The organism is Pseudarthrobacter sp. NPDC055928, from assembly GCF_042270935.1.
Lineage (GTDB): Bacteria > Actinomycetota > Actinomycetes > Actinomycetales > Micrococcaceae > Arthrobacter.
The window spans coordinates 58,024-83,998 of the sequence record NZ_JBHJZH010000004.1 but is presented as its reverse complement, the minus strand read 5'-3'; the positions used below and the strand labels follow the sequence as shown (position 1 = coordinate 83,998).

Sequence of the window (25,975 nt, the reverse complement as noted above, 5' to 3'; positions counted from 1 at the left end):
CACGCTCATTCGGCGAGCATAGGATCCTTCTCGCCGGCCTCGATCCGGTAGTCCAGGCTGTTGTTCTTCACCGGCATGGGGCAGGTCCCGTAGGGGGTGAAGGCGCTGGGGTAGTTGATGGCCCTGTTGAAGTCCAGGACCACGGTGGCGTTTCCGGAGGGGTCGACGCGGGGCCGGGTGGTGGACACCTTCCGCCATTCGTCCGTGGAGTCTCCATTGGTTTCGTCATGGAACGTGACCGTGAGGGCGCCGAGCTTCTCTTCTTCGGCCTGCAGGTGGAACTCGTGATCTTTGCCGGGCAGGCGGAACACCAGTTCGCCCACCGACCGGTGCACGCCATCCACCAGCGGATTCGCGGTTCCTATGGGAACGTCCACTGGCTCCGGGTAGGGCCGGAAGCTGGCCTCCACCACAAGGTCGGGCCGGTAATCAAAGGTGGGCACGCCGTCGAACTCCGTAAAGACCGGCGAGCCTGCATCCCGGGTGCGGATGGCATATTTCCCGGCACGCATGGCGAGCTCCACCACCACCTGCCTGCCGTCGTCACCCCCGAACTGCACCCACATCAGCGACTCTTCATCCAACAGCGCCGCCGTCACCGTTCCTTCAACAGGCTGCCCGGTCTCCACGAGCGTCAGTCCGTCTTCCGCGGAGGCGGTGAGTGCCGCCGTCGTACCGTCTGTTGACCACAGCCCGGGGACGAGGTCGACGGCGGCGGGCTGGTTATCGAGCCACTGGAACGAGGTGAGGGTCAGCCAGCCGTGGGGTGCCGCGAGTGCCTTGTTGCGGTTGGTGCGGAAACGCTGCCAGCGTTCCAGCTGGGCCGCGGGTGTGGTGTTCATGGTTCCTCCTGGACGTGGTGGCCCCGGCTACAACCCCGGCGGCGTACGGTTCATTCCACCACTGTTCGGTTGCCCTTGCCTTGAAGTTCCTGGGGAGTAACGTCGGAACCGGACTGTGGCACTGCACCTACGCTAAACGGAGGAACCATGAAGATTGCGGTCCTTGGGACGGGTACTGTTGGCCGGACCCTGGCCGGTGGACTGGCCGGGCTGGGGCATAGCGTGGTGCTCGGCACGCGCGATCCCCAGGAAACGTTCGCCCGCTCCGGCCCGGATGCCATGGGCGCCCCGCCGTTCAGCGAGTGGCACGCCGCCAACCAGGAGATTCCGCTGGAAACGTTCGCCGAGGCGGCCGCTGCCAGCGAGCTGGTGGTCAACGCCACCAACGGGGCGGGTGCCCTGAGCGCCTTGGGCTTTGCCGGCTCCGCCAACCTCTACCGGAAAGTGCTGGTGGACGTATCCAACGCGCTTGATTTTTCCCAGGGCATGCCGCCGGTCTTGAATCCGGTCAACACCGACAGCCTCGGCGAGAGGATCCAGCGCTCCTTCCCGGATGCCCGCGTGGTCAAGACCCTGAATACGATGAACGCGGGCCTGATGGTGGACCCCGGCCGGTTGGCCGGCGGGGACCATTCCGTGTTTGTCTCCGGCGACGACGCAGAAGCGAAGGAGACGGTCACAGGGCTGCTGCAGGAGCTGGGGCACCGGGACATCGTCGACCTCGGTGACATCACCACAGCCCGCGGAGCTGAAATGATGATGCCTGTGTGGCTGCGCCTCTACAGTGTGCTCGGCACCCTCGATTTCAATTTCAAGATCGTGCGCTGAAACATCGGAAAAGGCAGCGACACTATCTGAGACGGATTCCCCGGAGGCGGCCACCTGCGGGTAGCATCTTTAGCTAGTAACGTGGCTCACAGGTATCCAGCGCAGTGTACGAGCCAAGTCCGAACCCTCGAAAGATAGTTTCCATGGCTGACACTGCAATAAATTCCGAAACTGACCTTGCCGCAGAGCTGAGGGCTGATGTCCGGCGTGTTTCCACGCTGCTGGGTGAATCGCTGGTTCGCCAGCACGGACCCGAACTCCTGGACCTGGTGGAGCAGGTACGCCTCCTGACCAAGGAATCCAAGGAAGCTGCCCGCGGCGGCGCGGATGCCACCGGCCCGTGGAGCGCCCACGACGTCGTCGCCCAGGTCCGCGAACTGCTCGGCTCCCTGCCCATCGAGCAGGCCACTGACCTGGTGCGCGCCTTCGCATTCTACTTCCACCTCGCCAACGCCGCCGAACAGGTCCACCGCGTCCGCGGCCTGCGGACCCGGGCGGAAAAGGACGGCTGGCTGGCCAAGGCCGTGTCCGACATCGCCGACCAAGCCGGCCCGGCCGTGCTCCAGGAAGTGGTTAACGGGCTGGATGTCCGGCCCATCTTCACAGCCCACCCCACCGAGGCCTCGCGCCGCTCGGTGCTGGACAAAATCCGCAAGCTCTCCGACGTGCTGGCCCAGCCCACCCACGAGGGCACCACGGCCCGGCGCCGGCAGGACCGCCAGTTGGCCGAAATCATTGACCAGATGTGGCAGACGGACGAACTCCGCCAGGTCCGGCCCACTCCGGTGGACGAGGCCCGCAATGCTATTTACTACCTCGGCGGCATCCTGACCGACGCCATGCCCGAGATGCTCACCGAACTCTCCGAACTGCTCGGCGAACACGGCGTCACCCTCGCCAACCAGAACGCGCCCATCCGCTTCGGGTCCTGGATCGGCGGCGACAGGGACGGCAACCCCAACGTCACGGCGTCCGTCACCCGCGAAATCCTCCAGATCCAGAACCAGCACGCAGTGCGCATCAGCATCGGCATGATCGATGAACTGATCTCCATCCTCTCCAACTCCACCGCCCTTGCCGGCGCGGACAAGGAACTGCTGGAATCCATCGACGCGGACCTGAAAAAACTTCCGGGCCTGGACCGACGCGTGCTGGAGCTCAATGCCCAGGAGCCCTACCGGCTCAAGCTCACCTGCATCAAGGCCAAGCTGATCAACACGGGCAAGCGCGTGGCTACCGGCGCGGTGCACGAGCACGGCCGTGACTACAGCGCCACGGACGAGCTCCTGGCCGACCTCGAACTGCTGGAACTCTCGCTCCGGAACCACTCGGCGTCGCTCGCTGCCGACGGTGCGCTGGCACGTGTCCGTCGGGCCGTGGCGTCCTTCGGGCTGCACCTTGCCACCCTGGACATCCGGGAGCATGCCGACCACCACCACGACGCTGTCGGCCAGCTGATGGACCGGCTCGGTGGCCCGGGCCTGCGCTATGCGGAGCTCAGCCGGGAGGAGCGCTTCGAGGTGCTGGGATCGGAGCTGGCCTCGCGCCGCCCGCTCTCCGGGCACCCCATTAAGCTCGACGGCGTGGCCGACGGCACGTACGACGTCTTCCGTGAGATCCGCCGCGCCCTGCGCATCTACGGCCCGGACGTCATCGAGACGTACATCATTTCCATGACCCGCGGCGCTGACGATGTCCTTGCTGCTGCAGTCCTGGCCCGCGAAGCCGGCCTGGTGAACCTCTTCGGTGAAAACCCGCACGCCAAGATCGGGTTCGCGCCGCTCCTGGAAACGGTGGAGGAACTCCGGGCCTCTGCGGAGATCGTGGACCAGTTGCTTTCCGATCCGTCCTACCGCGAACTGGTACGGCTCCGCGGCGACGTCCAGGAAATCATGCTCGGCTACTCGGACTCCAACAAGGAATCCGGTGTGATGACCAGCCAGTGGGAGATCCACAAGACACAGCGGAAACTCCGCGACGTCGCCGCGAAGCACGGTGTCCGGGTGCGCCTGTTCCACGGCCGCGGAGGTTCCGTGGGCCGTGGCGGCGGGCCCACCTACGACGCCATCATGGCCCAGCCCAACGGCGTACTTGAAGGCGAGATCAAATTCACCGAACAAGGTGAGGTCATCTCGGACAAGTACTCGTTGCCTGAACTGGCCCGCGAAAACCTCGAACTTTCCCTGGCGGCCGTGCTCCAAGGCTCGGCGCTGCACCGCGATCCGCGGACGTCCGATGACCAGCGCGAGCGGTACGGGCACGTCATGGAAACCATCTCCGACGCCGCCTTCGACCGGTACCGGAAGCTGATCGACCATCCGGACCTCCCCGCGTACTTCATGGCTTCGACACCCGTGGAGCAGCTGGGCTCCCTGAACATCGGTTCGCGCCCGTCGAAGCGCCCGGACTCCGGCGCCGGCCTCGGCGGCCTGCGAGCCATCCCCTGGGTCTTCGGCTGGACCCAGTCCCGGCAGATCGTGCCGGGCTGGTTCGGCGTGGGTTCGGGCCTGAAGGCTGCCCGTGAGGCCGGGAGCTCCGCCCAGTTGGTGGAGATGATGGAGAACTGGCACTTCTTCCGCTCGGTTCTTTCGAACGTGGAAATGACGCTGGCCAAGACGGACCTGGACATCGCCGGTTACTACGTGGCCACCCTGGTCCCGGAAGACCTGCACCACCTCTTCCGGGCCATTCGCGAGGAGTACGACCTCACGGTCACCGAGATCCAGAACCTGACCGGCGAAAACGTGCTACTGGATGCCCAGCCCACACTTAAACGCTCCCTGGAGATCCGCGACCAGTACCTTGACCCCATCAGCTACCTGCAGGTGGAACTGCTTCGCCGCGTGCGGGCCGGCCAGGGCGCCGAGGGTGAAAGCATCAGCGGGGCTGAGATCGACGAACGCCTCCAGCGGGCCATGCTGATCACGGTCAACGGTGTGGCAGCGGGCCTCCGCAACACCGGCTAACCACCGCTTGCGCTATCACTTGTGGTCCTCATTCGGCCCGGATAAGGGCCATAAGTGATAGGGCAACACGGGGTCTAGGTAAGGTTGACGGCATGCCTTCGTTCCAGACGCGCCTGAAAATCACCGGCTTGAAGCCCGGCAACCCGCCGGAAGCCGTGATGGCGGCCGCCGTCGAAGCGCTGGAGACCCGCCACCATGTGGAGTCCAACCAACTCGACATTGCCGGCGGCGTCCCGCAGTTGAACCTCCGCTTCCTGGTCGAAGCCACGGAATACAACGGTGAGAACCAGCAGGCGCGGGAGTCGGCAGCCATGATGCGCGACGCCGTCGAACGCGTTGCGCTGACAGGCTCGCTGATGGTGCTCCGCCGTAACCGCGGCCGCTGGGCGCCGATCTAGCTCAGCTGCCGAGGGCCTTACGCTCCCGGGGCCTCAGCCGCAGGGGGCGGCTCGTCCACGGGGGAGCGGGTGCCGCGGCGCCGGGTCGCAATGATTCCGACGACGACGCCGATCACCAGGCCGAGGACCACCCCGATCAGGGAGCTGGCCCAGAACGGAAGCTTCGTGGCGGAACCGGTGAAGTAGCCCAGGCCTACGAGCCAGCACGCCCAGAGGATTGCGCCGAGGCCCGCGCAGAGGCTGAACCCGCGGACCGAGACGTCGGCAATTCCGGCGGCAGCCGACGTCGCCAAGCGTCCACCCGGAATGAAGCGCGCTCCGATGATGGTTCCGTAGGTGGAGGAGCGGCCGGCTTTGGCGATGGCCTCGTGGATGCCATGGTGGACTTTCCTGCCCCAGCGCCAGCGATCAAGCACATGGCTTAGCCGGCGTTTGAAAAGCTGGAAAACCACCATGTCGCCAATCCAGGACGCCACAGCGGACAGAGCTCCCACAAGGAAGACGTTGGCCCGGCCGTCGGCCGAGAGCGCTCCGCCAGTGATGACCACCATCTCGGACGGGATGGGCGGGAAGATGGCATCGCCGAGGACCACGGGGATGATCCAGAAGTAGATCGCAGCCCCCCAGTTGTCCGCGTTGCCAAAGTCCATGGCCACAAAGTACCGCACTATCGGCCGGGGCGGTGTGGGCGCTTACCCCGACTGCCGGTGGCTGAGGTGCCGCGCAGCCAGGAAGTACCAGTATGGCCAGGCGGCCCACGCGGCGGCCCCCACCGCTATTCCGGCGCCTCCGATGCCCCAGCGGAACCATTTCGGTGCCCGCCCGACGACGGCGACCCCCGCCACCGGGAGGGCCGCCAGCAAGGCCCCGCCGATGAACTGTCCCAGCTTCGCGAGGTCCCGAGGATAGCCTCCTGTTTTGAGCAGTGCACGGTTGGCCAGCAGGAACCAGGCAGCCTGGACGGTCATGGCCCCGACGGAAATACCAGTGGACACCGTGAAATCGAGTTTCTTGAAAACGAGCAGGAAAGAGCTCGCGGCGCCGGCACCCGAGGCAATGATGACTACCCATTTGGCCGTCTCTGAACCAGGCGTGCGGCGAAGGCGTCGGTGAAGCTGGACCACCACGGGGATGGCCACCAGGTTGAAGACGCCTCCGGTGGCGTCGTTGATGGTGCCGAAGATGAAAGGCCCATTCTTGGGCACCTCGATGGCGTACATGGCGCCAAGGGTTGCCACGCCCACTACACCGAGGCCTGCAGCGGCGTAGGCGAATGTGGCGGCCGTCCGGTCCCCGGGGATCTCACTGAGCGTATCCATGGTTCTCCCACCTTTGCGCGAACCCTGCACACAGGATATTCCTGCTCCGGCCTGTCATCCAGAGGGTTCCGGTGGGACACTGGCCGCATGCGCATCCAGGTTCTCCAAGGGGACATCACCGCCCGCTCCGTGGACGCGATCGTGAACGCGGCGAATTCCTCGCTGCTGGGCGGCGGGGGCGTGGACGGGGCCATCCACCGGGCCGCGGGGCCCGAGTTACTGGCTGCCTGCCGGGCTCTGCGCGACACTGACCTGCCGCATGGACTGGCCGTGGGTGCCGCCGTCGCGACTCCGGGTTTCGGACTCGCGGCGCGCTGGGTCATTCACACCGTGGGGCCGAACCGCCATGCCGGGCAGACCAACCGGGCGCTGCTGGTGTCGTGCTTCAGTGAAAGCCTGCGGGTCGCGGATTCAGTAGGTGCCGGCTCCGTCGCGTTCCCGGCCGTGGGCGGCGGGGTCTACGGCTGGCGGGGTAGCGATGTGGCCGCAGCTGCGTACGACGCCGTCAGCGGGTTTGGTGCCTCACATCCGTCCAGCGCGCTCGAGTTGGTGGAATTTGTGCTGTTCAGCTCCGAGATGGAGGAGGACTTCAAGGCCGTGTTCTGGCAACCTCGCTGAGCTCCAGCCGGCTGCGGTACTCCACTGGTTTTTGGCTGATGGGGTCCACGAACCTGATGCCGCGTGCCAGGAGCTGCAACGGCTTGGTGTAGTCGTCGGGGGCTTTGTCCAGCAGGTCGGGATAAAAGGCGTCGTTGACGATGCCAAGGCCCAGCGACGCCATATGTACCCGAAGCTGGTGGGTTTTGCCGGAGTGCGGCTCCAGCCGGTAGCGCGCCAGGCGCTGCGGACCGTTGCCAGTGGCGGGGGCGCCCGCGGAATGGGTGCCGGGGGTGTGGGTGCCCGCGGCACCTCCGGGAGTGCCGCCGTCGAACGTTTCCAGGCGCTCGATCCGGGTCTCCGCGTTGGGTTCGCCGTCGATCACTTCGGCCAGCAGGTAGCTGCGGGACTTGGTCATCCGGTTTCGCACCACAACTGGGAAATCGACGGCGGGGTAACCCGGCCCTGGCTCAGCGGCGGAGACGCATTCGTACTCCTTTTGTACCTGGCGCTTCTCGAAGAGCACCTGGTACCTGCCGCGGGTTTCGGGATTGGTGGACAGCAGCAGCACGCCTGCGGTCATCCGGTCCAGGCGGTGCATGGGGATCAGGTCCGGAAGGTCCAGCTGGTTCCGGAGCCGGACCAGGGCCGACTCCTGGATGTAGGTGCCGCCGGGGGTGGTGGGCAGGAAATGCGGCTTGTCCACCACGAGGAGGTGTTCGTCCTGGTGCAGAATGTCCAGCTCCACCGGGATACGGGTCTCGGGCGGCAGCGTGCGGTAGTACCAAATGAAGGTGTGGTCCGCCAGCCTGGTGGCCCGGTCCAGGGGGATGCCGCCCTCGCCAACGATCTCCCCGGCGTCGAACCTGTCCTCGATGCCCTGCGGATCAATGTGGCCCCAGCGGTGCATCATGTAGTCCAGCGCGGTGTCCCACGGCCCCTCGTCCGGGAGGCGCAGGCGGGTGGCGTTGACGCCGTCGCGCACAGGGAGGGGGGATTGCATCACCGGTCCATTCTACTTTGCCGGCTCCTTGGTCCCCGCCCGCCCCTTCACCGACGGTAAAAAAGTTCTTGACAATAAAAGTTGTCGGTAGCCATACTTTAAGCATGTTGGACATCGAAGTGATCGAGGACCCCGCTGCGGCGGAGGCGTCGCTGGACCCGATCCGGACGCGCATCCTCCGGGAGCTCTCTGAGCCGGGGTCGGCCACGCAGCTTGCCGCCAAAGTGGGACTGCCCCGGCAGAAGGTCAACTACCACCTCAAGGCCCTCGAACGGCACGGGCTGGTGGAGCTGGTGGAGGAGCGGCGCAAGGGGAACGTCACTGAGCGCGTCCTCCAGGCGACGGCGGCCTCCTACCTGATTTCGCCGGTGGCTCTAGCCTCGGTGGCCCCGGACCCGCACAGGTTCTCGGACCGCTTTTCGGCCTTCTGGCTGTTGGCGCTCGCGGGCCGCATGGTCCAGGAAATGGGCAAGCTGATCGCCGGTGCCGCCGCCGCACGGCAAAAGCTCGCAACGTTCGCGATCGACGGCGAGATAACCTTCCGCACCGCAGCAGACCGCGCCGCATTTGCCGAGGAGCTCGGCGTGGCGGTGACCCGGCTGGTGGACAAGTATCACGACGGCGGAAGCGGCACTCGTCCAAGCGGCACCCCGGCGGGCGGCGGGCGAAAGCATCGGCTCGTCGTCGCGCTTCACCCCGTACTTAAGACCCCCATCAAACCCTTTTCAGCGAAGGAGCAGGACAATGACTGACAAGCGTGAATTTGAAATCGTCTTCGACACCGAACTTCCGGGCACTCCCGAACGTGTCTGGGAAGCCGTGACCAAAGGCACTCCGGCATGGATGTTCCCCACGGACCAGTGGCCGGACGTCAAGACTGTCCAGGAGTACCCCACGCACCTCGTCTCCCGGATGGACGGCCCGGACGGCTGGTTCAACCAGTTGGAGCACGTCCTGGAACCGGTCGACGGCGGCCGCGCACAGCTGCATTATGTCCACAGCGGGATCTTCGCCGACAACTGGGATGAGCAGTACGACGGCGCGAGCAAGCACACGGAGTTCTACCTCCACACGCTGGGCCAGTACCTGAAGTATTTCGACGGCAAGCCGGTGGTGTTCACGGACATCCAGGCTCCGGCGGCGTCGCAGTCCCCGGACGGTTTCGAACGGCTGAAGAAGGCGCTGGGCGTGGACACTGCCGCGCAGGGCGCCGCCGTTGGGCTTGAGGTCGACGGCGTGGGGCGGCTTTCCGGCGAGGTGGACTTTTCCAATGAGAACTTCCTGGGGCTGCGGACGGCGGATACGCTTTACCGGTTCTTTGGCCGCAACGCCTTTGGCGCTCCGGTGGGCATGACCGTCCACGACTTCAGTGGCAGTGGTGACCCGGACGCCACCGCCAAGGCCTGGGGCTTGTTCCTGGAAAAGGTCTACGCATAGGGGGGGCTTTGCGCATCGCGGACGGTTCAGCGCGGCGGGAACGTCCACGCGGGTGCTCGCGAAACCAGGGCGTCAGGCGGCCCAACCGCGGGCGATGGCGTCGAGGGCCGAGCTGTACACTGCGGCCCAGTCCGCGTCCGGCGGCCCCACCTGCGCCAGTTCCAGGCTCACCAGGCCATGGACCTGCCCCCAGATAGCGACGGCGACCATCTCCGCGGGTGCCGGCAGCAGGGTTCCAGCCGTCTGGGCTGTGGCGACGGCGTTGATCAGGGGCACCATGGCATCGGCGGCTACATCAGGACTGGGCTGGCAGTCGACGTACGCAGCCAAGGCGCCACCGAACATCAGCCGATAGAGGGCCTGGTGCTCCAGCGCCCAGGTCCGGTAGGCCGCGCCCAGTCCCTGCAGTCCACCCGGGGAGGCTGCCACTTGTGAGTCATGGAATGAACGGAATCCGTCGTCCACGACGGCGGTCAGGAGTTGGGATTTTCCGCCGAACAGCGAATAGACGGCCGTGGTGGAGGTACGGGCAGCCGCTGCCACATCGCGCAGCGTCACCCGCGCAGGGCCGTCACGGTCCACCAGGTCGGCGGTGACGGCCAACAGCTCCTGCCGTAGGGAATCGGTGTGCACTACAGGTCTTGCCATGAGGTTCATTGTTTCATAACCTTGTTTCGTAACGATGTTATGAAACAAGGTTACGAAACCCTGAACCCAAGGAGTTCCCATGGCGCAGAAAGTATTTCCGGGCCGCTACACCGCTGACCCGGAACGTGAATCCGTGACGGTCTTCTTGATCGGGATGAGGGCAAACAGGTGGTGGAAGGTCGGAACCGTCGGCAAGGTGGCTGCCGCCATGCCCAGGATGCTCCAGCACCTGGCTGCGGACCCGGCGGCAGGAATGCTGGGATATGAGCAATGGTTCGGCCGCACCACCATGCTGCTCAGTTACTGGGAGAGCCCGGAGCACCTGCGGAAGTTCGCCGCCGACCGAGAATCCCCGCACCTGGAGCCCTGGCGCAGATTTATGAAAGAACTCGCCGGTACCGGGGACGTGGGCGTCTGGCATGAGACATACCAGGTGCCTGCCGGCGGAATTGAGGTCGTTTACAACGGCATGCCGCTGTTTGGCCTCGCCAAGGCCACCGCGCATGTCCCGGTCGGGGCCGGAACAAACACCGCAAAGCAGCGGATGGGCCGGACCGCCGGCCGCGGCGCCAGCGCCACCTGACCCGGAAAGCGGCCCCTGACCAGAAAGGGCGCTGGTCCTTCGAGAGCTGACCGTCAGGCGATCGCCACGGCCGGAGCGTTCTTGAGGGTCCGGCGAAGCTGCGGAGCCGCGTCGAGCCTTTCCTGGGCCGAACGCAGGGCCAGGACTGCGATCTCCAGTTGCTCCGGTGGCAAGGTAAACGGAACACGGAGGTACCGTTCGAAGGCGCCGCCAATTCCGAACCGGGGCCCTGCGGCCAGCCGGATGCCGAAGTCGGGGGCAACCACCGTCAGAGCGGTGCTGAACGGTGCGGGGAGCCGGCACCAGACGGACAGTCCGCCGGCCGGGCGCCCCGTTTCCCACTCCGGGAGGTGCCCTGCGAGGAGTTCCAGGAGGGCTGCGCGGTTGTCCCGGAGGGCGGTCAGCCGTGAGGGGAGTGGTTCCTCGAGGGCGCGGACCAGGTGGGCCGCCGCCAACTGTTCCATGACCGGTCCACCCAGATCCAGGGATGTCCTTGCCGCTGCAAAGCGTTGGATCATGGCTTCTGAGGCGCGGATCCAGCCCGTACGGAGCCCGCCCCAGTGGGACTTGCTGAGCGAGCCGATGGTGACCACCTCGGGACTAAAGGCTGCCACGGGAGTGGTCTCCGCGCCGTCGAGGTTCAGTTCCCGGAGTGTTTCATCCACCACCAGCACCGTTCCCGCGGCTGCGGCTGCCCGGACCAGTTGGCGGCGCTGGAGATCGGGCATCAGCTGACCCGTGGGGTTATGGAAGTCCGGCACCACGTACGCGACCTTCGGGCGCTGCTGCATCATGGTGGCCTGCAGTGCGTGCATGTCCCACACCAAGGCGGGGGGACCGCCGTCGGCCTTGTCAGTCTTGGCGCCGTGGGCCGTGGTGAAGGCCACTGGAACGGCCCGGCAGCCGGCCGCACGGATAGCATCGAGGGCGTTCGGATAGCTGGGATGTTCCACCAGTACCCTGTCCTGCCTGCCCGCCAGCGCGCGGATGATGATGTTCAGGGCGTGCTGGGCGCCCGATGTCACCAAGATCTGTTCGGCGCTGGTCGGCGCGCCGGCAGCGGAGTAGCGGGCGGCCACGGCCTCGCGCAAAGGGAGCAGGCCCATGGCGTCATACCCGAATCCTGGCAGCAGCGCGGGAAGTTCCGTGAGTGCTGCCGCGAACGCGCGGTGCACCACCTCGCCGCTGGCGGGCAGCGATGCGTAGGCGAGGTCGATCAGGCCTTCCGGTGCCGCCAGCCCGGGGGCAGCGAGTCCGGCTGCCGCGAGCCCAGCTGTCGCGACTCGCGGAGAAACAGTTCCGGCGCTCCGCCCTGTGCCTGTCACGCCCGGACTGAGCACCGTCGTGCCGAGCGGCGTCAGGCGGGGAATCCGGGTCCGGCCCCTGCTGCCTTGCCCGCTGCTGAGAAAACCCTGCTCGCGGAGGTGGGCATACGCCGCTGTCACAGTGGTCCGGCTGACACCCAATGCGTCAGAGAGCCCGCGCTCGCTGGGCAGGGCGGTGTCCAGGGCCACCCTGCCGTCAAGGACCAGGAGGCGCACGACGTCGGCCAGTTCGCGGTAGGCAGGTGCGGCACCGAGGTTCCACTCGCCCAGGAGACGGGCCAGTGCAGATGGGTTCAGCGAAGGGGGCATGATGCCAGTATCTCAAACTGGCTATATGTTTCAATGCCAGTTAGCTGTCACAGTTGTCGTTATGTTGACCCGCAGACTCCTCCAGCTCTTTGTCGGCCTCGCCATGTACGGCATATCCCTGGCCATGTTCATCCGCGCCGGCCTTGGCCTGGACCCGTGGGATGTGTTCCATCAGGGCGTTGCCGGCAGGACCGGACTGAGCATCGGTGTAGTGGTCATCATTGTCAGTTTCCTGGTGCTGCTCCTCTGGATCCCGCTGCGGCAGTGGCCGGGCTTCGGCACGCTCTGCAACGCCGTGCTGGTGGGCGTTTTCGCGGACGTTGGCTTGGCCCTGATCCCAACGTTCTCGCATCTGGGTGGCCAGATCGGCCTGCTGGCAGGCGCCGTGCTGCTGAACGGCATCGCGTCCGCCTGCTACATCGGTGCCCGGTTCGGTCCAGGGGCCAGGGACGGCCTGATGACAGGCCTGGCACGGCGCACCGGCTGGTCGGTTCGGGTCTCGCGCACCCTGATTGAGGTTGTGGTGCTCGCAGTTGGCTGGCTACTGGGCGGTTCCGTGGGGGTGGGCACAGTGGTCTACGCCCTCGCCATCGGACCGCTGGTGCAGCTGCTGCTCCCGTGGTTTATGGTGCCAGCGGCTATTCCACCGGCACTTGTCCCCGAGCCCGGGGCCAGTGAGCTGCCTGCCGGTCCACTGGCCGCCGTCGACCCCGCTGGTGCTGAACCGCTGGCCCGGAAGGCCTAGGAACCGTTAGCCAGGACCGGCTGGCACTGTGGACAGTAATAAATGTCCCGTTCCTCTTCGCCGTTGGGTTTGCCGAGCGCGTCGCGCCGGATGGGGGTCCGGCACTTGAGGCACGGCTGGTGTTCGCGCCCGTAAACCCAGTAGCCTGGCCGGCCCGCCCTCCGTCCCACTGGCATGCCGCGCGGATTCAGGATGGTTACCCGGCGGCCCGGACCCAGATTGGCTTCAAGCAGCTGTTTGGCGTCCGTCATCAGGGTCCGGAGGTCCGCCACGGCCGATACCGGCGACGCCGGGTGCACGCCGGACAGGAAGCACGCCTCGCAGCGGTAGATGTTGCCGATGCCTGCCAGGTTGCGCTGGTCCAGCAGGGCGACGCCGATGGGCACCTCCGGTGCCGCGCGGATCCGCCGTTCCGCCTCGGCTGGGTCCCAGTCCGGACCCAGCAGGTCCGGACCCAGATGGCCCACGATGGTGTCCTCCTCCGCAGTCTTGACCACCTCCACGATGCCCAGGGAAAATCCGACGGCGTCTGCCGCGGCCGTGCGGAGTACGCACCGGGCGGTGAAACCCGGCTTCCGCCAGCGTCCTCCCGGCGGATAGACCTGCCAGCTGCCTTCCATTTTCAGGTGCGAGTGGATGGTGAGTTTCCGATTCTCCGGCCCCACGACGCGCATCAGGAGATGCTTGCCTCGGGGGACCACCTCTTCCACGGTCCAGCCTGCGAGGTTGAGGGTGGCGAACCGGGGGACGCGGAAGTCCGACGCGGTGAGCGTCTGCCCGGCCAGGGCTTGGTGCAGCTGGTGGGCAGCCCGCCAGACGGAGTCGCCCTCAGGCACGGATCCTCAGCCCCTTGGGGGTGGAGTATGCCCCGGCCGCGGCCAGGGCTGCTGCCACCGGGGTGTCCAAAATGCCATGGCCGTTCACTTTCTCCATGATGAGCTTGTCCACGGCGCCGCGCGTGACCACACCCACCAGCGCCGAGCCGGCAGCGGACAGCACGGGTTCGTCGTCGCTGAAGGCCAGCAGTGTTTTGCCTCCCCGTTCAACGTAAAGGACCAGCGCGCCGTCAACGAGCACCACCAGTGCACCCGCCTTCCGTCCGGGCCGGTGGCCGGTTCCGGCCTCCTCGTTGAGGGCGGGCCAGGGCAGGGCAGCCCCATAAGGGTTGGCCGGATCGGTGGCCGCAAGCGCCAGGGCGATGGGCTCGGGCTTCACAATCTGGGTGTCCTCGGAATAGGAGCGCAGCCTGTCCACCGTTGCCGGAACCGCGAACTGGGCAGCCCCGAGATGTTCGATGAAGTACCCGCGGCGGCAACGCCCAGCCTCTTCCAGCCGGGCCAGGACCTTGTACATCAGGCCGAAACCGCCCAGGATCTGCTCGGCCATAACCGAGCCCCGGGTGACAACGCCGTACCTGTCCAGCAGGAGCTCAGCGGTGGCACGGGCATGGATGGTGGGGTCCAGTTCTGGTGAGGGCAGGGCGGACCAGCGTCCGGCTGCCATTGGCGGTGTGGCCGCGGCTCCGGACGCTGTGCCGTAGCGCCCGCCGCCCAAGCCAGAGGAGCCCAGGCCGGGGGAACCTAAGAGGCCCGTGCCGTGGGAGCGGCCCAGCCGGCTCATTCTTGGAGCCCGCAGCCGTGGTGCCTTCGAAACCTGGCGGTGGGCCGTGTGGCCCCCGGCGATGAGGGCCCGGACAGGCGCGAAGGTGTCGCCGGTGATCCGCCCGGCCCACGCGAGGTCCCACAAAGCTGACACCACGTCCTGGTCGCTCAACACTGCGTCCATCCCCCCGGCAACCTCCGTCAACTGGCGGAAGAAGTAGCCGCCGCCGTTGTTCCGGAGGTAGTCCAGCAGCCGCTGTTGCGCGTCGCCGGGCTCATATTCGACGGCGGGGTTCAGCGTCAGTTCGGCCGAATCTGCCAGGTGCAGGCTGATCCAGCCGTCGTTCCCGGGAAGCCCGCCGGCGCCGGACCAGAGGACTTCCCCGGCGGCCATCAGCTCGTCCAGCATGGCGGGCTGGTAGTTGGAGACCCGGCTGGCCAGCACAAGCGGCTCCCAGGCCGATGCCGGGACGGGAACCCCGGACAGCTGGTCGATAGCGGTAATGATTCCGTCCAGCCCGCGCAGGGAAGGCTGTCCGCGGCCGGCGCCTGGCGTCCTGACGTGCTGCCACGCGGGCAGGAACCGCCCGTAGGCGGCGGCATCTACCGGCTCCACTTCTGCGCGCAGTGCCGCCAGCGACCGGCGCCGCAGCTTCCGGAGCACCTCGGCGTCGCACCATTCGCTGGTGGGCGGGGACACGTGCACCTGCGTGGATTCTGGCAGCGGTGTGGGGTTCTGCACCGCCGGATCGGAGTGGCTGGCATCCGGGTCCACGAGGTCCGCGGAGGCTACGTCCAGGGGACCTTCAATGGGTGGGGTTTCCCGGCCCGGTGTGGCATGGGGCCGGAACTCGCCTTCCACCACACGGCCGTCCGCGGCGAGGCGCTTCAGTGCCGTGCTGACAACGGCGACGCCAAGGCCCAGCCGTGCCGCTGCCTCGGATGCCGTGAAGGGGCCGTGGGTCCGGGCATACCGGGACACAAGATCGCCGAGGGGATCCGCCACAGGCTCGATGAAGGCCAACGGCACGCCCATCGGCAGCGGGACACCGATCGCATCCCGCAGGCGTGCAGCGTCCTCGACGGCGGCGAACCGCTCCACTCCGCCGATATTGATTTTGATGGCACGGTTGGCCCGCTGCAGTGCGGCAAGGTGGGAAGTTGCAAGGGCGGCGTCGGCGTGCGGGGTTTCGGCGGGTCCACCCACCGGAGCAGGTTCAGCCACCGGGGTGGAATCGGGCACTGTGGCCGGTTCCAGCCGCGCCGCGACCTCTTCGATGGCCAGCGGACCAAGGAGCCTTAGGAGGTCGGCAACGCCTTCCAGCCCGCGGGCACGGCGGTCCGGGGCCAGGCGCTGCAGTTCAAGCTCGGTGGCCTCGATGACTTTGGCATCGAGCAGCTCACGGAGTTCCACCCGGCCCAGCAGCTCGTTCAGGAGCGTCGAGTCCAGTGCCAGGGCGGCGGCACGGCGTTCGGCCAGCGGGGAGTCGCCCTCATACAGGAACTGCGCCACGTACCCGAAGAGCAGGGACTTCGCGAAGGGCGACGGCTGCTGGGTGGTGGTCTGCACAATCCGCAGTTCGCGTCGTTCGATGGACGCCGCAATGTCTTTCAGTGCAGGGAGGTCGTACACGTCCTGCAGGCACTCGCGGACCGTTTCCAGCACGATGGGGAACGTGGGGTACTTTCGGGCCACGTCCAGGAGTTGGGCGGACCGCTGGCGCTGCTGCCACAGGGGCTGCCGCTTGCCCGGAGTTTGGCGGGGGAGCAGCAAGGCGCGAGCGGCGCACTCGCGGAAGCGCGAGGCGAACAGGGCGCTGCCGCCCACCTCGGCGGTGACAATCTGTTCCAGTTCCTCGGGGTCAAAAAGGAAAAGCTCAGCCCCGGGCGGCTCGTCCTCCATCATCGGGACGCGCAGCACAATGCCGTCATCGGCGGCCATTGCGGAGCCGTCCACGCCATACCGCTGGTGGAGGCGCTGCCCGACGGCGAGCGCCCAGGGAGCGTGCACTGGCATGCCGAACGGGCTGTGCAGGATCACACGCCAGTCACCGAGTTCATCATGGAACCGCTCCACCACCAAGGTGGTGTCGTTGGGAACCACGTCAGTGGCGAGCTTCTGCTCTGCCAGGTACTGGATCAGGTTGTTCGCGGCGAATTCATCCAGGCCGCTGGCCTGGCAGCGTTCGGTGGCAGGCCCGACGTCGGACGCGGACAGTTCCCGCACGAAGGCGCCCAGCGCGCGGCCCAGGTCCACGGGCCTGCCCAGCGAGTCACCCTTCCAGAAGGGGAGTTTGCCGGGCTGGCCGAAGGCTGGCGATACGAGGACGCGGTCGTGGGTGATGTCCTCGATCTTCCAGCTCGTGGCGCCGAGGGCAAAGATGTCGCCCACCCTGGATTCGTACACCATCTCCTCGTCGAGTTCGCCCACGCGGCGGCCGCCCTTGGCCGGGGAGGGTGTGGCCGCCTTGCCGTCACCTGAGGGGGAAGCCGAACCTTCAACCTCGGTGCCGATGATGTAGACGCCGAACAGGCCGCGGTCAGGGATGGTGCCGCCCGAGGTGACGGCTAGCCGTTGGGCGCCCGGCCTGCCTTCGATGGTGCCGGCGTTGCGGTCCCAGATGATCCGGGGGCGGAGCTCCGCGAATTCGTCGGACGGATAACGGCCGGCCAGGAGATCCAACGTGGCCTCAAAGGCGGAACGGGGGAGGGAGGCGAAGGGCGCGGACCGCCGGACCGTGGAGAACCACTCCTCCACATCGATGCTGCCCAAGGCAGTGGCTGCAACAGTCTGCTGCGCCAGGATGTCCAAGGGATTGGCCGGGACAAAGAGCCGCTCGATCTTTCCCCCGAGCATCCTCTCAACGGTGATGGCGGTGTGGACAAGGTCTGCCCGGTGCTTGGGGAAGAGCACGCCCTGGGAAATTTCGCCCACCTGGTGACCGGCCCGGCCCACCCTTTGCAGGCCGCTGGCCACGGAGGGCGGGGATTCCACCTGCACCACGAGGTCCACGGCTCCCATGTCGATGCCGAGCTCCAGGGACGAGGTGGCAACGACGCACCGAAGCCGGCCGGACTTGAGGTCGTCCTCGATCAGGGCACGCTGGTCTTTGGAGACGGAGCCGTGGTGGGCGCGGGCCAGCACAGGATCGGCGCCGGCGGTGCTGCCCGCCTGCGCCATCATGTGGGCGGGTGTTGCCGTGGACACCGGGACAGCTGACGCCGGAACACCCGCAGGCCCGTCCGTTGCAGCCCCGGGCTCAACGTCCCCCCAACCGCCGCCCACGGCCACGAGTTGCCGCTCGGCATAGATCTCGTTCAGCCGCGCTGTGAGGCGCTCGGCAAGGCGGCGGGAGTTGGCGAAGACGATGGTGGACTGGTTGGCCAGCACCAGGTCAACGATTTTTTCCTCCACATGTGGCCAGATGGAGGCCTGCGGCTGGAGCCCGGAAGCCGGGCCGGAGTCGAAGGCTCCCGCTGCACCCTGGAGGTCGGACATGTCTTCCACCGGAACGGAAACAGTGAGGTCCCAGTTTTTGCGCGATGGCGGCGCCACGATCTCTACCGGTGCGGACCCGGCAAGGAACTGGGCCACCAGCTCGCGGGGCTCTACCGTGGCGGAAAGTCCGATGCGCTGGGCCGGTTTGGGCAGTAGGGCATCGAGCCGTTCCAGCGAAACGGCCAGGTGCGCCCCCCGCTTGGTGCCTGCGACGGCGTGGACCTCGTCAACGATGATGGTGTCCACTTCGGTCAACGTTTCGCGGGCCCTGGACGTCAGCATGAGGAACAGCGATTCGGGCGTGGTGATGAGGATGTCCGGCGGGTTGCTGAGCAGCGCGCGGCGGTCCGCCGTCGTGGTGTCCCCGGACCTGACCCCCACAGTGATCAGCGGGGCAGGCAGCTCCAGCCGCTTGGCTGTCTGCGTAATGCCGATCAGGGGTGAGCGGAGGTTCCGTTCGACGTCGACGCCCAGGGCTTTCAGGGGCGAGATATACAGGACCCGGGTTTTACGCTTGGGAGCCCGGGGGCGCCCGCCCTTTCCTGGAGGCGCGTCGATGCCGGGCAGCTCCGGAGCAGGCGCCGGGGCGGAGGACAGCAGGCGGTCCAGGGCCCACAAGAAGGCCGCGAGGGTCTTGCCTGACCCGGTGGGCGCCACCACGAGGGCGTGCGAGCCGGAGGAGATGGCGTTCCAGGCGCCAATCTGGGCAGGAGTCGGCTCCGAAAAGGCGCCCAGGAACCAGTCCCGGGTGGGGCGGCTGAACCTGCCCATGGGGGCGTCTGAAACGGCGTGTGGACCGGTTTCAGGCGGCTGGTTCTCCTGCATGCCTCCATCATGCCCTACCCCACCGACAGGACGGCCGGCCCAGGCGGGCCGGTGAATTCCAAGGCCAGGATCGCTGGCTCCGGCCCCTCCCTCCGGCGCGGTCAATCCTTATCTGCCCGTGGGAGATCCTTTGTGGCCGGGCCCTCGAGGAGATGTCCGTCGCTGCTGAACCGGGAGCCGTGCAGCGGGCAGTCCCAGGTAAGTTCGTTGTCATTCCAGGTGACTATTCCGCCGAGATGGGTGCAGACCGCAGAGAGCCCGCACGTGGTTCCGTCCACGGTGGATACTGCCACCGGACGGGCGCCGTCGCGGTAAACCTTCCCTTCGCCGTCGGCCGGGGTTGCAGCGGCAGCATGCCGTGGTGCCTTCCGTTCCCCAGCCGCCACCTTGCCCCATCCGGAAGCCAGCTTCACGGCCACTTGGGCGTTGAGCTTGACCGCCGTGAGCGCACCGGTCGGGGACGTGACCCGGTGGTGGATGGTGTCCGCCCAGGGGAGCTGGCCGCCCAGGATGTCGGCGGAAATGCCCAGGGCCGCGGCCACGGCATTGGTCATGCCCCACTTGTTGTAGCCCGTGCCGAAAAGGATCCGCCCCCGTCCCCGCGGCAGTGTCCCAAAGAAGGGCATGAGGTTGGTGGCCTGGTAATCCTGGGCTGACCAGGTGTGGGTGGCTGTGGCACCGGGGAAGTAGGTGCCCGCCCAATCCAGCAGCCCGTCCAGGTGCGCCTTCTCCGAAGCTGTCCGCCCCACGTGATGGCCATGTCCGCCCACCAGCAGGTACCTGCGTCCATCCATTTCATAGTCGCGCAGCGAATGCGTAGGTTCTTCGGCCGAAAGGTACATTCCCGGCGGGGGCACCAGCTCCGCGGGCAGTTCCAGGGCCGCGGCGTAGGAACGGAGCGGCTTGAGCTTGGTGAAGTAGAGGCCGCGGTCCAGCACAGGGATTCCAGTAGCGAGCACCACATGGTTGGCTGTGACGTTGCCCTGGTCCGTCCGGACTGTCAGTGGGCCGTTCCCGGAGACATCCCGCAGCCGCACGCCGCCCACAATCGTTCCGCCCCGGCTGCGGAGGTCCGCCATGAGGGCGTCCAGGGCGTCCATGGGATTGATCTGGGCTTGGCCTGCCAGCTTCAAGGCGCCTTGCACCGGGAAGGGAAGGCCGGCGTCGCCCGTGTACTTAATCTCCAGGCCGGCGGTGGTCCCGGCGGTGAGTTCCTCGCGGAGCCGTTCCAGCCCGTCGCCCGTGGTGGCGTAGGTGTACGCGTCCCGGGGCTGGAAGGGCACGCCCTGCTCCTGAAGGTAACGCAACAGCCAGGCCTGCCCCTCCCGGTTGGCGTCCACATAGGCCTGGACCTGTTTTGCTGAATATTGGCGGGCCAGCCCGGACAACACTGTTCCCTGCAGGAGGCTGACCTTGGCCGTGGTATTGCCTGTGGTCACCGCGCCGGGGTAGCGGGCCTCCAGCACGAGGACCTGTTGGCCGGACCTGGCGAGCAATAACGCGGTGACGAGTCCCGTCAGCCCGGCCCCGGCGACCACGGTGTCGTATGCGCTGCCAGCCTGGAAGGGGTCAGGACTGAAGGATTCTTTGCGGTCCAACCAAATCGACGTCATCTGAGCCCACCCTGCCTCCGCTGTGCTGGCCGCTCAACGCAACCACTGACGGGATCCCGCAACAGGCAGGACCCCCAACATGATAAGTGTACTTATGATGCCGGGAGATGGGGTTCCTTAGGCAGCCTGGAAAGCCCCGATGGTCAGCAAACCAACCGTGGCGTTGCTGCAGGCCTGCGTTGGCTGGGCCAGGAATAGGGACGCAGTGTCTTCGGGCGGGTAAATCCGGTATCCGGCGGCAGGCACCATGGTGCAGTCCGGGAAGTTGCCCGCCTGCGTGTAGCGCAAAACGGCCGCCCCGCTTTGGCCGGGGGCAAGCAGGACGTCCACCGCAGGGGTGGTCTCGTCGCGTGTTGCGGGCGCCCCGATAGGGGCTCCGTTGGCGTCGGCCGTGAGGGAGACACCGGGGAAACCCTTGAGCAGGCACGATTCGGCGCCGGTGTTGGTCAGGGTGAGCGTCATGTAGACGCTGCCGGCCGCCCCGCCCCCCGTGGAATCGTTAGCGGCGGACAGGGTGGCAGCCTTGCACAGCGCGGGCCCTGCCGCCGTGGGGGTGGCTGACGACGGCGGCGATGCAGTTGTGCTGGGTGCGGCTGAGGACGTGGTGGGGCTGGCGGAGGAAGGGCCGGGTTCCGTGCTTGCCTGCGTCTGCGGCTGGCTTGGACCGCAGGCGGTGAGCAGCAGTGCCGCTGCGGCAGCCGCCGTCGTAATGACGAACCCCTGTGACAAAAGTTGAGACCTCATGGCACAACCATTGTGGCTGGTGTGACAGGAGTCAATAATGCAATGCGGGGCTGTGCCGATTTGATGCCCGGATCGTGATGATCCGGGCATCAAATCGCCGGTTTGGGAGGTGCCTGTGCGGTTACTGACCGGGCGTCGCAGCTTCCTGCTTGCGCTTCGCGCCGCTGCGGGCGAGTGCAATACCGCCGAGCGCCAGTCCACCCACGCCCGCTGCCAGGCCGGCCCAGCTGCGTGCCTCGGCGCCGCTGTCCGTCACTGCTGAGGCCTGCTCGGTGGAGTGCGCCGCGGTTGCGGCAGCGCTGTGGTTATCAGTGCCGGCCGCCGCCGTGATGGTGATGGATGGCGCCGGAGCCTTCAGCGAGTGCGGGTCCTGGCCGTCCTTGGCGATTTCCGACCAGTCCGTCTGGCCAATTTCGCAGGTCTGCAGGGTGGGGAAATAGAGCGTGGTGCCTGCCGCGTCGGGCAGTTTCATGGATAGCACCAGGGCGTCGCGCAGATCATGGGCGAGGGGCGCCTTGGCGGTGTAGACGATCTGGCTGGTGCGCTTGGTGATGGATGTGCCGTCGGCCAGTTTCCTGGGTTCCGCCAGCTGTTCGGTCACCTTTTCGACGGTCCAGTTGGGGTTCACCGTGGGCTGGGCGTCGTTGAGTTCGGCGGGCAGGGTGATGGCTACCTTGGTGGTGCCTGATTCTTCGCAGCCGTGCGGGATGCCGAACGTCAGGAGGGCGTACGAGTTTGCGGCTGTCTTGTCCGGGGTGACTCCGACGTGCGCCGACGCGCCGCCTGCGGCCGCCAGCAGGAGCGCCGCGGTGCCGGCAGCAGTGATGAGGGTACGGCGAATGGTGGAAGTGTTCATGGGGTTGCCTTTCGGACGCACGCGCCGGAATCGGGCGTGCGGAATTACGGGTTGAGGCCCGTCACCTGTGGTCCGGTGCGGGCAGAGTCAGGAAAGCACGACGGCGGAAGGCGGCCCGCGTCGGCTGTCTTGCCTGAGGTTCCGCCAGGGAGGGTCCGGGGAAACCGGCGGCGGGCCGGGCACCGCCGGTGCCGCACCGGCGTCGGGCGTTATTGCCTCCGGAAGCCGGACCAGCGGCCTGAGCCACGCGGCTAAGCCCCACAGGGCGTCCTCGCCTTTGGCGAGGAGCAGGGCGCAGGCTGCCGTGGCCACCACGTGGGCAAGGAGCATCAGCGTTCCTTCGGCGGAATCCGTTCCATGAAGGTGGGTGGTGGATCCGACAATGGGGGCAGCTGCGCCGGAAGCGTGATGGATGTCGGCCGCGCCCGGCCCGGTGGCAAGGGCGCCGTCGGAAATGCCGGGGGCGCTGAAGGCTGTGAAGATTTCGTGGAGGGCGAGCTGTCCGGCACCAAGCAGCGCAATCATTGCGGCCCCATTGAGCTTGAACCGGGTGGCCGTGGTGGCCGCGAGCCCGGTCAGTGCCAGCACCGCCAGCAGGATTCCCGGTGCGGGGAGGTCTCCGCCGCCCAGGACGTGGGCCCCGGCAGCGAGCGTCAGGATTCCCGCGGAGACGGCGGCGGCGCGGAGGAGATGGAAGGGAGTCCGGGCATGGTGCGTACGCACGGGGCCTCCCTCAGTTTTGGTGACATTTTGGCTGCCGCTGCGCGTGTAGGCGTGGGCTTTCCGATTCTACCGGTGGTTCGGGGCGCCCTCTGCGGAGACCGGACTGCCAGCGAGGAGCTCTGCCAGGACGTCCGCCGCAGTGTCGTGGCGGATCAGTGAGGCGGCCTGGCCCGCCCACAATGACATCAGCTCCGTGTTGCCCTGGGCCGCTGCTTGCGGCCGGAAGCGGCCGGTAAGCCAGTTCTGGACCGGGAAGGGGGCTATTGCGCCGGACGCGGAGAGTTCGGCGATGATGCGGTTCGGGATGCCGCGGGCCAGCCGCCCGCTGAGGGCCCGGGTGAGGACGGTTTCGCCGGCGGCAGGGCTGTGCAACACGGCACGATACGCTGGCACGGCAGCCGATTCCCGAGTGGCCAGGAAGGCCGAGCCAACTTGGACGGCGTCGGCGCCGAGGGCCAGTGCGGCAGCGTAGCCGCGGCGGTCAGCGATGCCGCCGGCGGCGATCACGGGGATTCCGACGGCGTCCCTCACCTGGGGAACCAGTGCGAACGTGCCGATGAGGGACTCCTCTGCGGGCTTGAGGAAAGAAACCCGGTGGCCGCCGGACTCCATGCCGCTGGCCACTACGGCGTCCACGCCGCCAGCCTCCAGGGCAACGGCCTCAGCAACGGTCGTGGCCGTGCCTACTACCACGATTCCACGCCGGTGCGCCTCCTCGACAAGGTCTGGAGCGGGAACCCCAAACACAAAACTCACGACGGCGGGCGCCGCCTCCAGCGTGGCCTCCACCTGCTCGTCGTAGTCGGCCAGGTAGCGGTCCGGCATTGCCGGAACGGGCAGCCCTACTTCGTCGAAGTAAGGCCGAAGGGTTTCGACGTAATTGTTGAAGTCCTTTTGGGAGAGATCGGTGACTTCGTCGCCCGTGGGGACCCAGAGGTTTAGGGCAAATGGCTTAGCGGTGGCCTTCCTCAGCTCAGCCGTGGTGGTGCGGATGGCATCCGCGCCGTAGCCGTACAGGCCATAGGAACCCAGCCCGCCGCCGTCGCTCACGGCTGCCGTCAGCGCCACGGAAGAGGCGCCGCCGAAAGGGCCAAGGACCACCGGAACGTCCGTGCCGAACAATTCCGTGATGCGGTGTGGCTGGGCGGGTGTGGCGTAGGCGGGCGTCATGGCGTGGCTCCTTGAGGTCGCGGGCGGCTTCAGCACCCAGTGTGGCAGTGCTGCTGACCGCGCCCCAACTAACGGGCCGCGGGAGTCAGTCCGTTTCCGGGCCGGAGCAGTAGGGGCAGTCGTCGGGGCAGGAGTCGGTCACGGCTGACGACCAGTGAGTTCGAAGCCGTCGCTGACATGGAAGAGCCTCCGGCCACCTACGGGCGTCTTGACCCAGACCGTTTCACCGTCCATTGTCTTGGTGTCGACCTCGCCGGAGTACTCGGTGTGGCCGTTCCGGGTGAGCACCACATAGTCTCCTACCTGGACGTCCTCCCAAATTCCCGGGGCTTTGACGCGATTCGTCCTTGAAGTCACGGTTGTTCCTTTAGTCTTTGCGTGCCCGGCAAATTAGCGGGTCCAGTTCATACAACCCGAAGGGTCCTGCAGGCTCAATGGAGGAAGTAACCAGCCTCGCTACCGGTGTTTGTGCAGGCCTCCAGTTGGCTATATACCGCAACTTGGGGCAGGGCTAGACTGCTGGCGTAGATGTTGGAGCGACCTTGAGGAGAATGTGATGGACTACACCGGAAGCCAATCTGAGAAGGCAGTTCCCGCTGGTGAATTGGACCGGACCCACATCGGGCACACCGTCAGCTTTCAGTCAAACGAGTTCACGGTCGTCTTTGGCAAGATCGCAGGGATCGCCAGAACAGAGGCGCTCGTTTACCTGTCCCTGGACGGAGTGGCAGGCGGAACGCACCTGAAGGACGAGTACGATCTTCCGCTCACCCACAACGTCTACCTCCAGTTGGATCCCATTTCCAGCGCCGAGACCACCATCAAGGACCTCTTCGGCAAGGTCCAGGAGAACCTGCGCAGTGGCAGCCATAAGGGTGAGGACAAGACGGACAAGCTCTAGCCCGCACGGCTACCGGGCCGAACCCGGTCAAGCACGAGGCCCCTACTTTCCTGCGTTCGCAGGGGAGTAGGGGCCCAGTCATGTGGCGGTGGCGGTTTGAACCCCTGTGGACGGGAAGGGCAAGCCGCACATGGGCGGGGCGTAGGGTGGAAGTGAGACGAAAGGAACACTTCATGAAGAAAATCCTCATGGTACTGACCAGCGTTTCCGAGATTGGCGATATCGGAGAGAAGACCGGCTACAACGTGGCCGAAGCTGCACATCCCTGGAAGGTCTTCAAGGATTCCGGGCATTTCGTCGACTTTGCGTCCATCAAGGGCGGGCAGCCCCCGCGCGACGAGGTGGACTCAAAAGATCCCATCCAGGTCGCCTTCACGGACGATGAGACCACCCGCGCCGGTCTCTATAACACTGCACGCGTTGACGTTGTAGATCCCGACCAATACGACGCCGTCTTCCTAGTGGGCGGCCACGGCACCATGTGGGACTTCCCGGACAGCGAAGGCTTGCAAAATCTGGTGGCCAGCGTCTATAACGCCGGCGGCTTGGTAGGAGCGGTCTGCCACGGACCGGCGGGCCTGTTGAATGTGGAATTGAAGAACGGGCTTCGCCTCGTCGAAGGCCGCAGGGTTGCTGCCTTCACCAACGACGAGGAGGTTGCCGCAGGGAAGGACAAGGTCATCCCGTTCTTCTTGGCCGACCGGCTTGAAGAGCAAGGCGCCACCCACGTCTTCGCTGACGTCTTTGAGGAGAAGGTCGTGGTTGACGAGCGGCTGGTGACGGGCCAGAACCCGGCCTCGGCCGCTGGCGTGGCCAAGGAGATGGAGAAGCTCTTCGCAGAGGTCATCCACCAGGAAAAGGCCGAGGAACAGCATGAGACCGAGGCTCTGCGCGCCGAGAAGGACGCCGAGAAGAACGCCAGGAAGGCTGCTGCGGCAGGCACCGAACACTAACGCCCGCAGGTGGCCCTCGTCAGTGACGAAATCAGTCGGGCCGAGATCCGTTGTCCAGGTGTAAAAGCAAAACCCCTACTTTCCTTATCA

At 66.6% G+C, this 25,975-nt stretch carries 24 protein-coding genes; 10 read left to right on the top strand and 14 right to left on the bottom strand.

From position 1 onward, the window contains the following. Positions 1 to 5: 5 nt before the first annotated feature. The gene (locus ACFC25_RS07155) at positions 6 to 842 is read right to left on the bottom strand and encodes a DUF1684 domain-containing protein (RefSeq protein ID WP_376044607.1); all 837 of its coding nucleotides are present in this window, start codon (positions 840 to 842) and stop codon (positions 6 to 8) included. Between the two features lie 147 nt (positions 843 to 989). On the opposite strand from ACFC25_RS07155, the gene ACFC25_RS07150 reads away from it, so the two are divergent. From ACFC25_RS07150 to ACFC25_RS07140, 3 genes are all read left to right on the top strand, one after another. Beyond that, positions 990 to 1,670 (top strand): NAD(P)-binding domain-containing protein, encoded by a 681-nt coding sequence (locus tag ACFC25_RS07150; RefSeq protein ID WP_337351896.1) that lies wholly within the window; start codon positions 990 to 992, stop codon positions 1,668 to 1,670. 143 nt (positions 1,671 to 1,813) lie between these two features. Continuing rightward, the gene (gene ppc / locus ACFC25_RS07145) at positions 1,814 to 4,636 is read left to right on the top strand and encodes a phosphoenolpyruvate carboxylase (RefSeq protein ID WP_337348024.1); all 2,823 of its coding nucleotides are present in this window, start codon (positions 1,814 to 1,816) and stop codon (positions 4,634 to 4,636) included. 92 nt (positions 4,637 to 4,728) lie between these two features. Continuing rightward, entirely contained in the window at positions 4,729 to 5,034 is a 306-nt protein-coding gene (locus ACFC25_RS07140; RefSeq protein ID WP_337348025.1) for a hypothetical protein, read from the top strand. Positions 5,035 to 5,051: 17 nt separating this feature from the next. Here ACFC25_RS07140 and ACFC25_RS07135 read toward each other — a convergent pair whose 3' ends face one another. Next, positions 5,052 to 5,684 carry a DedA family protein gene (locus ACFC25_RS07135; protein WP_376044606.1) on the bottom strand — a complete coding sequence of 211 codons (633 nt, stop codon included), beginning with the start codon at positions 5,682 to 5,684 and terminating at the stop codon, positions 5,052 to 5,054. 42 nt (positions 5,685 to 5,726) lie between these two features. Then, positions 5,727 to 6,353 carry a hypothetical protein gene (locus ACFC25_RS07130; protein ID WP_376044605.1) on the bottom strand — a complete coding sequence of 209 codons (627 nt, stop codon included), beginning with the start codon at positions 6,351 to 6,353 and terminating at the stop codon, positions 5,727 to 5,729. An 87-nt stretch (positions 6,354 to 6,440) separates the two neighbouring features. Between ACFC25_RS07130 and ACFC25_RS07125 the strand changes: the two genes are divergently transcribed. Then, complete coding sequence (locus ACFC25_RS07125; protein ID WP_376044604.1) at positions 6,441 to 6,971, top strand: O-acetyl-ADP-ribose deacetylase; 531 nt, start codon at positions 6,441 to 6,443, stop codon at positions 6,969 to 6,971. Here ACFC25_RS07125 and ACFC25_RS07120 read toward each other — a convergent pair. Then, positions 6,943 to 7,953 (bottom strand): RluA family pseudouridine synthase, encoded by a 1,011-nt coding sequence (locus ACFC25_RS07120; RefSeq protein WP_337348110.1) that lies wholly within the window; start codon positions 7,951 to 7,953, stop codon positions 6,943 to 6,945. The two genes, ACFC25_RS07125 and ACFC25_RS07120, sit on opposite strands and share 29 nt — an antisense overlap. A gap of 104 nt (positions 7,954 to 8,057) precedes the next feature. On the opposite strand from ACFC25_RS07120, the gene ACFC25_RS07115 reads away from it, so the two are divergent. Then, entirely contained in the window at positions 8,058 to 8,705 is a 648-nt protein-coding gene (locus tag ACFC25_RS07115) for a helix-turn-helix domain-containing protein (protein ID WP_376044603.1), read from the top strand. Beyond that, a complete protein-coding gene (locus tag ACFC25_RS07110; protein WP_376044602.1) occupies positions 8,698 to 9,390 on the top strand; it encodes an SRPBCC domain-containing protein in 693 nt (230 codons plus the stop codon). Before ACFC25_RS07115 ends, ACFC25_RS07110 begins: the two co-directional genes overlap by 8 nt. A gap of 72 nt (positions 9,391 to 9,462) precedes the next feature. Here the strand turns inward: ACFC25_RS07110 and ACFC25_RS07105 are convergent, their stop codons facing one another. After that, complete coding sequence (locus tag ACFC25_RS07105; RefSeq protein ID WP_376044601.1) at positions 9,463 to 10,038, bottom strand: TetR-like C-terminal domain-containing protein; 576 nt, start codon at positions 10,036 to 10,038, stop codon at positions 9,463 to 9,465. Between the two features lie 79 nt (positions 10,039 to 10,117). On the opposite strand from ACFC25_RS07105, the gene ACFC25_RS07100 reads away from it, so the two are divergent. Beyond that, positions 10,118 to 10,621, top strand: coding sequence for a DUF4188 domain-containing protein (locus ACFC25_RS07100; RefSeq protein WP_337348032.1), 504 nt, complete (start codon positions 10,118 to 10,120; stop codon positions 10,619 to 10,621). Between the two features lie 53 nt (positions 10,622 to 10,674). Here the strand turns inward: ACFC25_RS07100 and ACFC25_RS07095 are convergent, their stop codons facing one another. Beyond that, complete coding sequence (locus ACFC25_RS07095) at positions 10,675 to 12,255, bottom strand: PLP-dependent aminotransferase family protein (RefSeq protein ID WP_376044600.1); 1,581 nt, start codon at positions 12,253 to 12,255, stop codon at positions 10,675 to 10,677. A 61-nt stretch (positions 12,256 to 12,316) separates the two neighbouring features. Here ACFC25_RS07095 and ACFC25_RS07090 point away from each other — a divergent pair, with 61 nt between their 5' ends. Next, positions 12,317 to 13,000, top strand: coding sequence for a YitT family protein (locus ACFC25_RS07090; RefSeq protein ID WP_376044599.1), 684 nt, complete (start codon positions 12,317 to 12,319; stop codon positions 12,998 to 13,000). Here ACFC25_RS07090 and ACFC25_RS07085 read toward each other — a convergent pair. The 8 genes from ACFC25_RS07085 to ACFC25_RS07050 all read right to left on the bottom strand — a co-directional run bounded on the left by ACFC25_RS07085 (position 12,997) and on the right by ACFC25_RS07050 (position 24,388). Continuing rightward, complete coding sequence (locus tag ACFC25_RS07085; RefSeq protein WP_376044598.1) at positions 12,997 to 13,836, bottom strand: Fpg/Nei family DNA glycosylase; 840 nt, start codon at positions 13,834 to 13,836, stop codon at positions 12,997 to 12,999. The two genes, ACFC25_RS07090 and ACFC25_RS07085, sit on opposite strands and share 4 nt — an antisense overlap. Then, positions 13,829 to 18,925 carry an ATP-dependent helicase gene (locus ACFC25_RS07080; protein ID WP_376044597.1) on the bottom strand — a complete coding sequence of 1,699 codons (5,097 nt, stop codon included), beginning with the start codon at positions 18,923 to 18,925 and terminating at the stop codon, positions 13,829 to 13,831. Before ACFC25_RS07080 ends, ACFC25_RS07085 begins: the two co-directional genes overlap by 8 nt. Positions 18,926 to 19,026: 101 nt before the next feature. Further along, positions 19,027 to 20,538: an FAD-dependent oxidoreductase gene (locus ACFC25_RS07075; protein ID WP_376044596.1), complete on the bottom strand. Its 1,512-nt coding sequence runs from the start codon at positions 20,536 to 20,538 to the stop codon at positions 19,027 to 19,029. 117 nt (positions 20,539 to 20,655) lie between these two features. Continuing rightward, positions 20,656 to 21,282, bottom strand: coding sequence for a DUF4232 domain-containing protein (locus ACFC25_RS07070; RefSeq protein ID WP_376044595.1), 627 nt, complete (start codon positions 21,280 to 21,282; stop codon positions 20,656 to 20,658). 121 nt (positions 21,283 to 21,403) lie between these two features. Continuing rightward, complete coding sequence (locus tag ACFC25_RS07065; protein WP_376044594.1) at positions 21,404 to 22,138, bottom strand: YcnI family protein; 735 nt, start codon at positions 22,136 to 22,138, stop codon at positions 21,404 to 21,406. Positions 22,139 to 22,225: 87 nt separating this feature from the next. Further along, positions 22,226 to 22,861: a hypothetical protein gene (locus ACFC25_RS07060; RefSeq protein WP_376044593.1), complete on the bottom strand. Its 636-nt coding sequence runs from the start codon at positions 22,859 to 22,861 to the stop codon at positions 22,226 to 22,228. Positions 22,862 to 22,927: 66 nt separating this feature from the next. Next, positions 22,928 to 24,031, bottom strand: coding sequence for an NAD(P)H-dependent flavin oxidoreductase (locus ACFC25_RS07055; RefSeq protein WP_376044592.1), 1,104 nt, complete (start codon positions 24,029 to 24,031; stop codon positions 22,928 to 22,930). Positions 24,032 to 24,169: 138 nt separating this feature from the next. Further along, positions 24,170 to 24,388, bottom strand: a complete 219-nt coding sequence (locus ACFC25_RS07050; RefSeq protein ID WP_337348042.1) for a hypothetical protein — start codon at positions 24,386 to 24,388, stop codon at positions 24,170 to 24,172. 199 nt (positions 24,389 to 24,587) lie between these two features. On the opposite strand from ACFC25_RS07050, the gene ACFC25_RS07045 reads away from it, so the two are divergent. Further along, positions 24,588 to 24,932, top strand: coding sequence for a hypothetical protein (locus ACFC25_RS07045; RefSeq protein WP_337351912.1), 345 nt, complete (start codon positions 24,588 to 24,590; stop codon positions 24,930 to 24,932). A gap of 173 nt (positions 24,933 to 25,105) precedes the next feature. Then, positions 25,106 to 25,885, top strand: a complete 780-nt coding sequence (locus tag ACFC25_RS07040; RefSeq protein ID WP_376044591.1) for a type 1 glutamine amidotransferase domain-containing protein — start codon at positions 25,106 to 25,108, stop codon at positions 25,883 to 25,885. Positions 25,886 to 25,975: the final 90 nt, after the last annotated feature.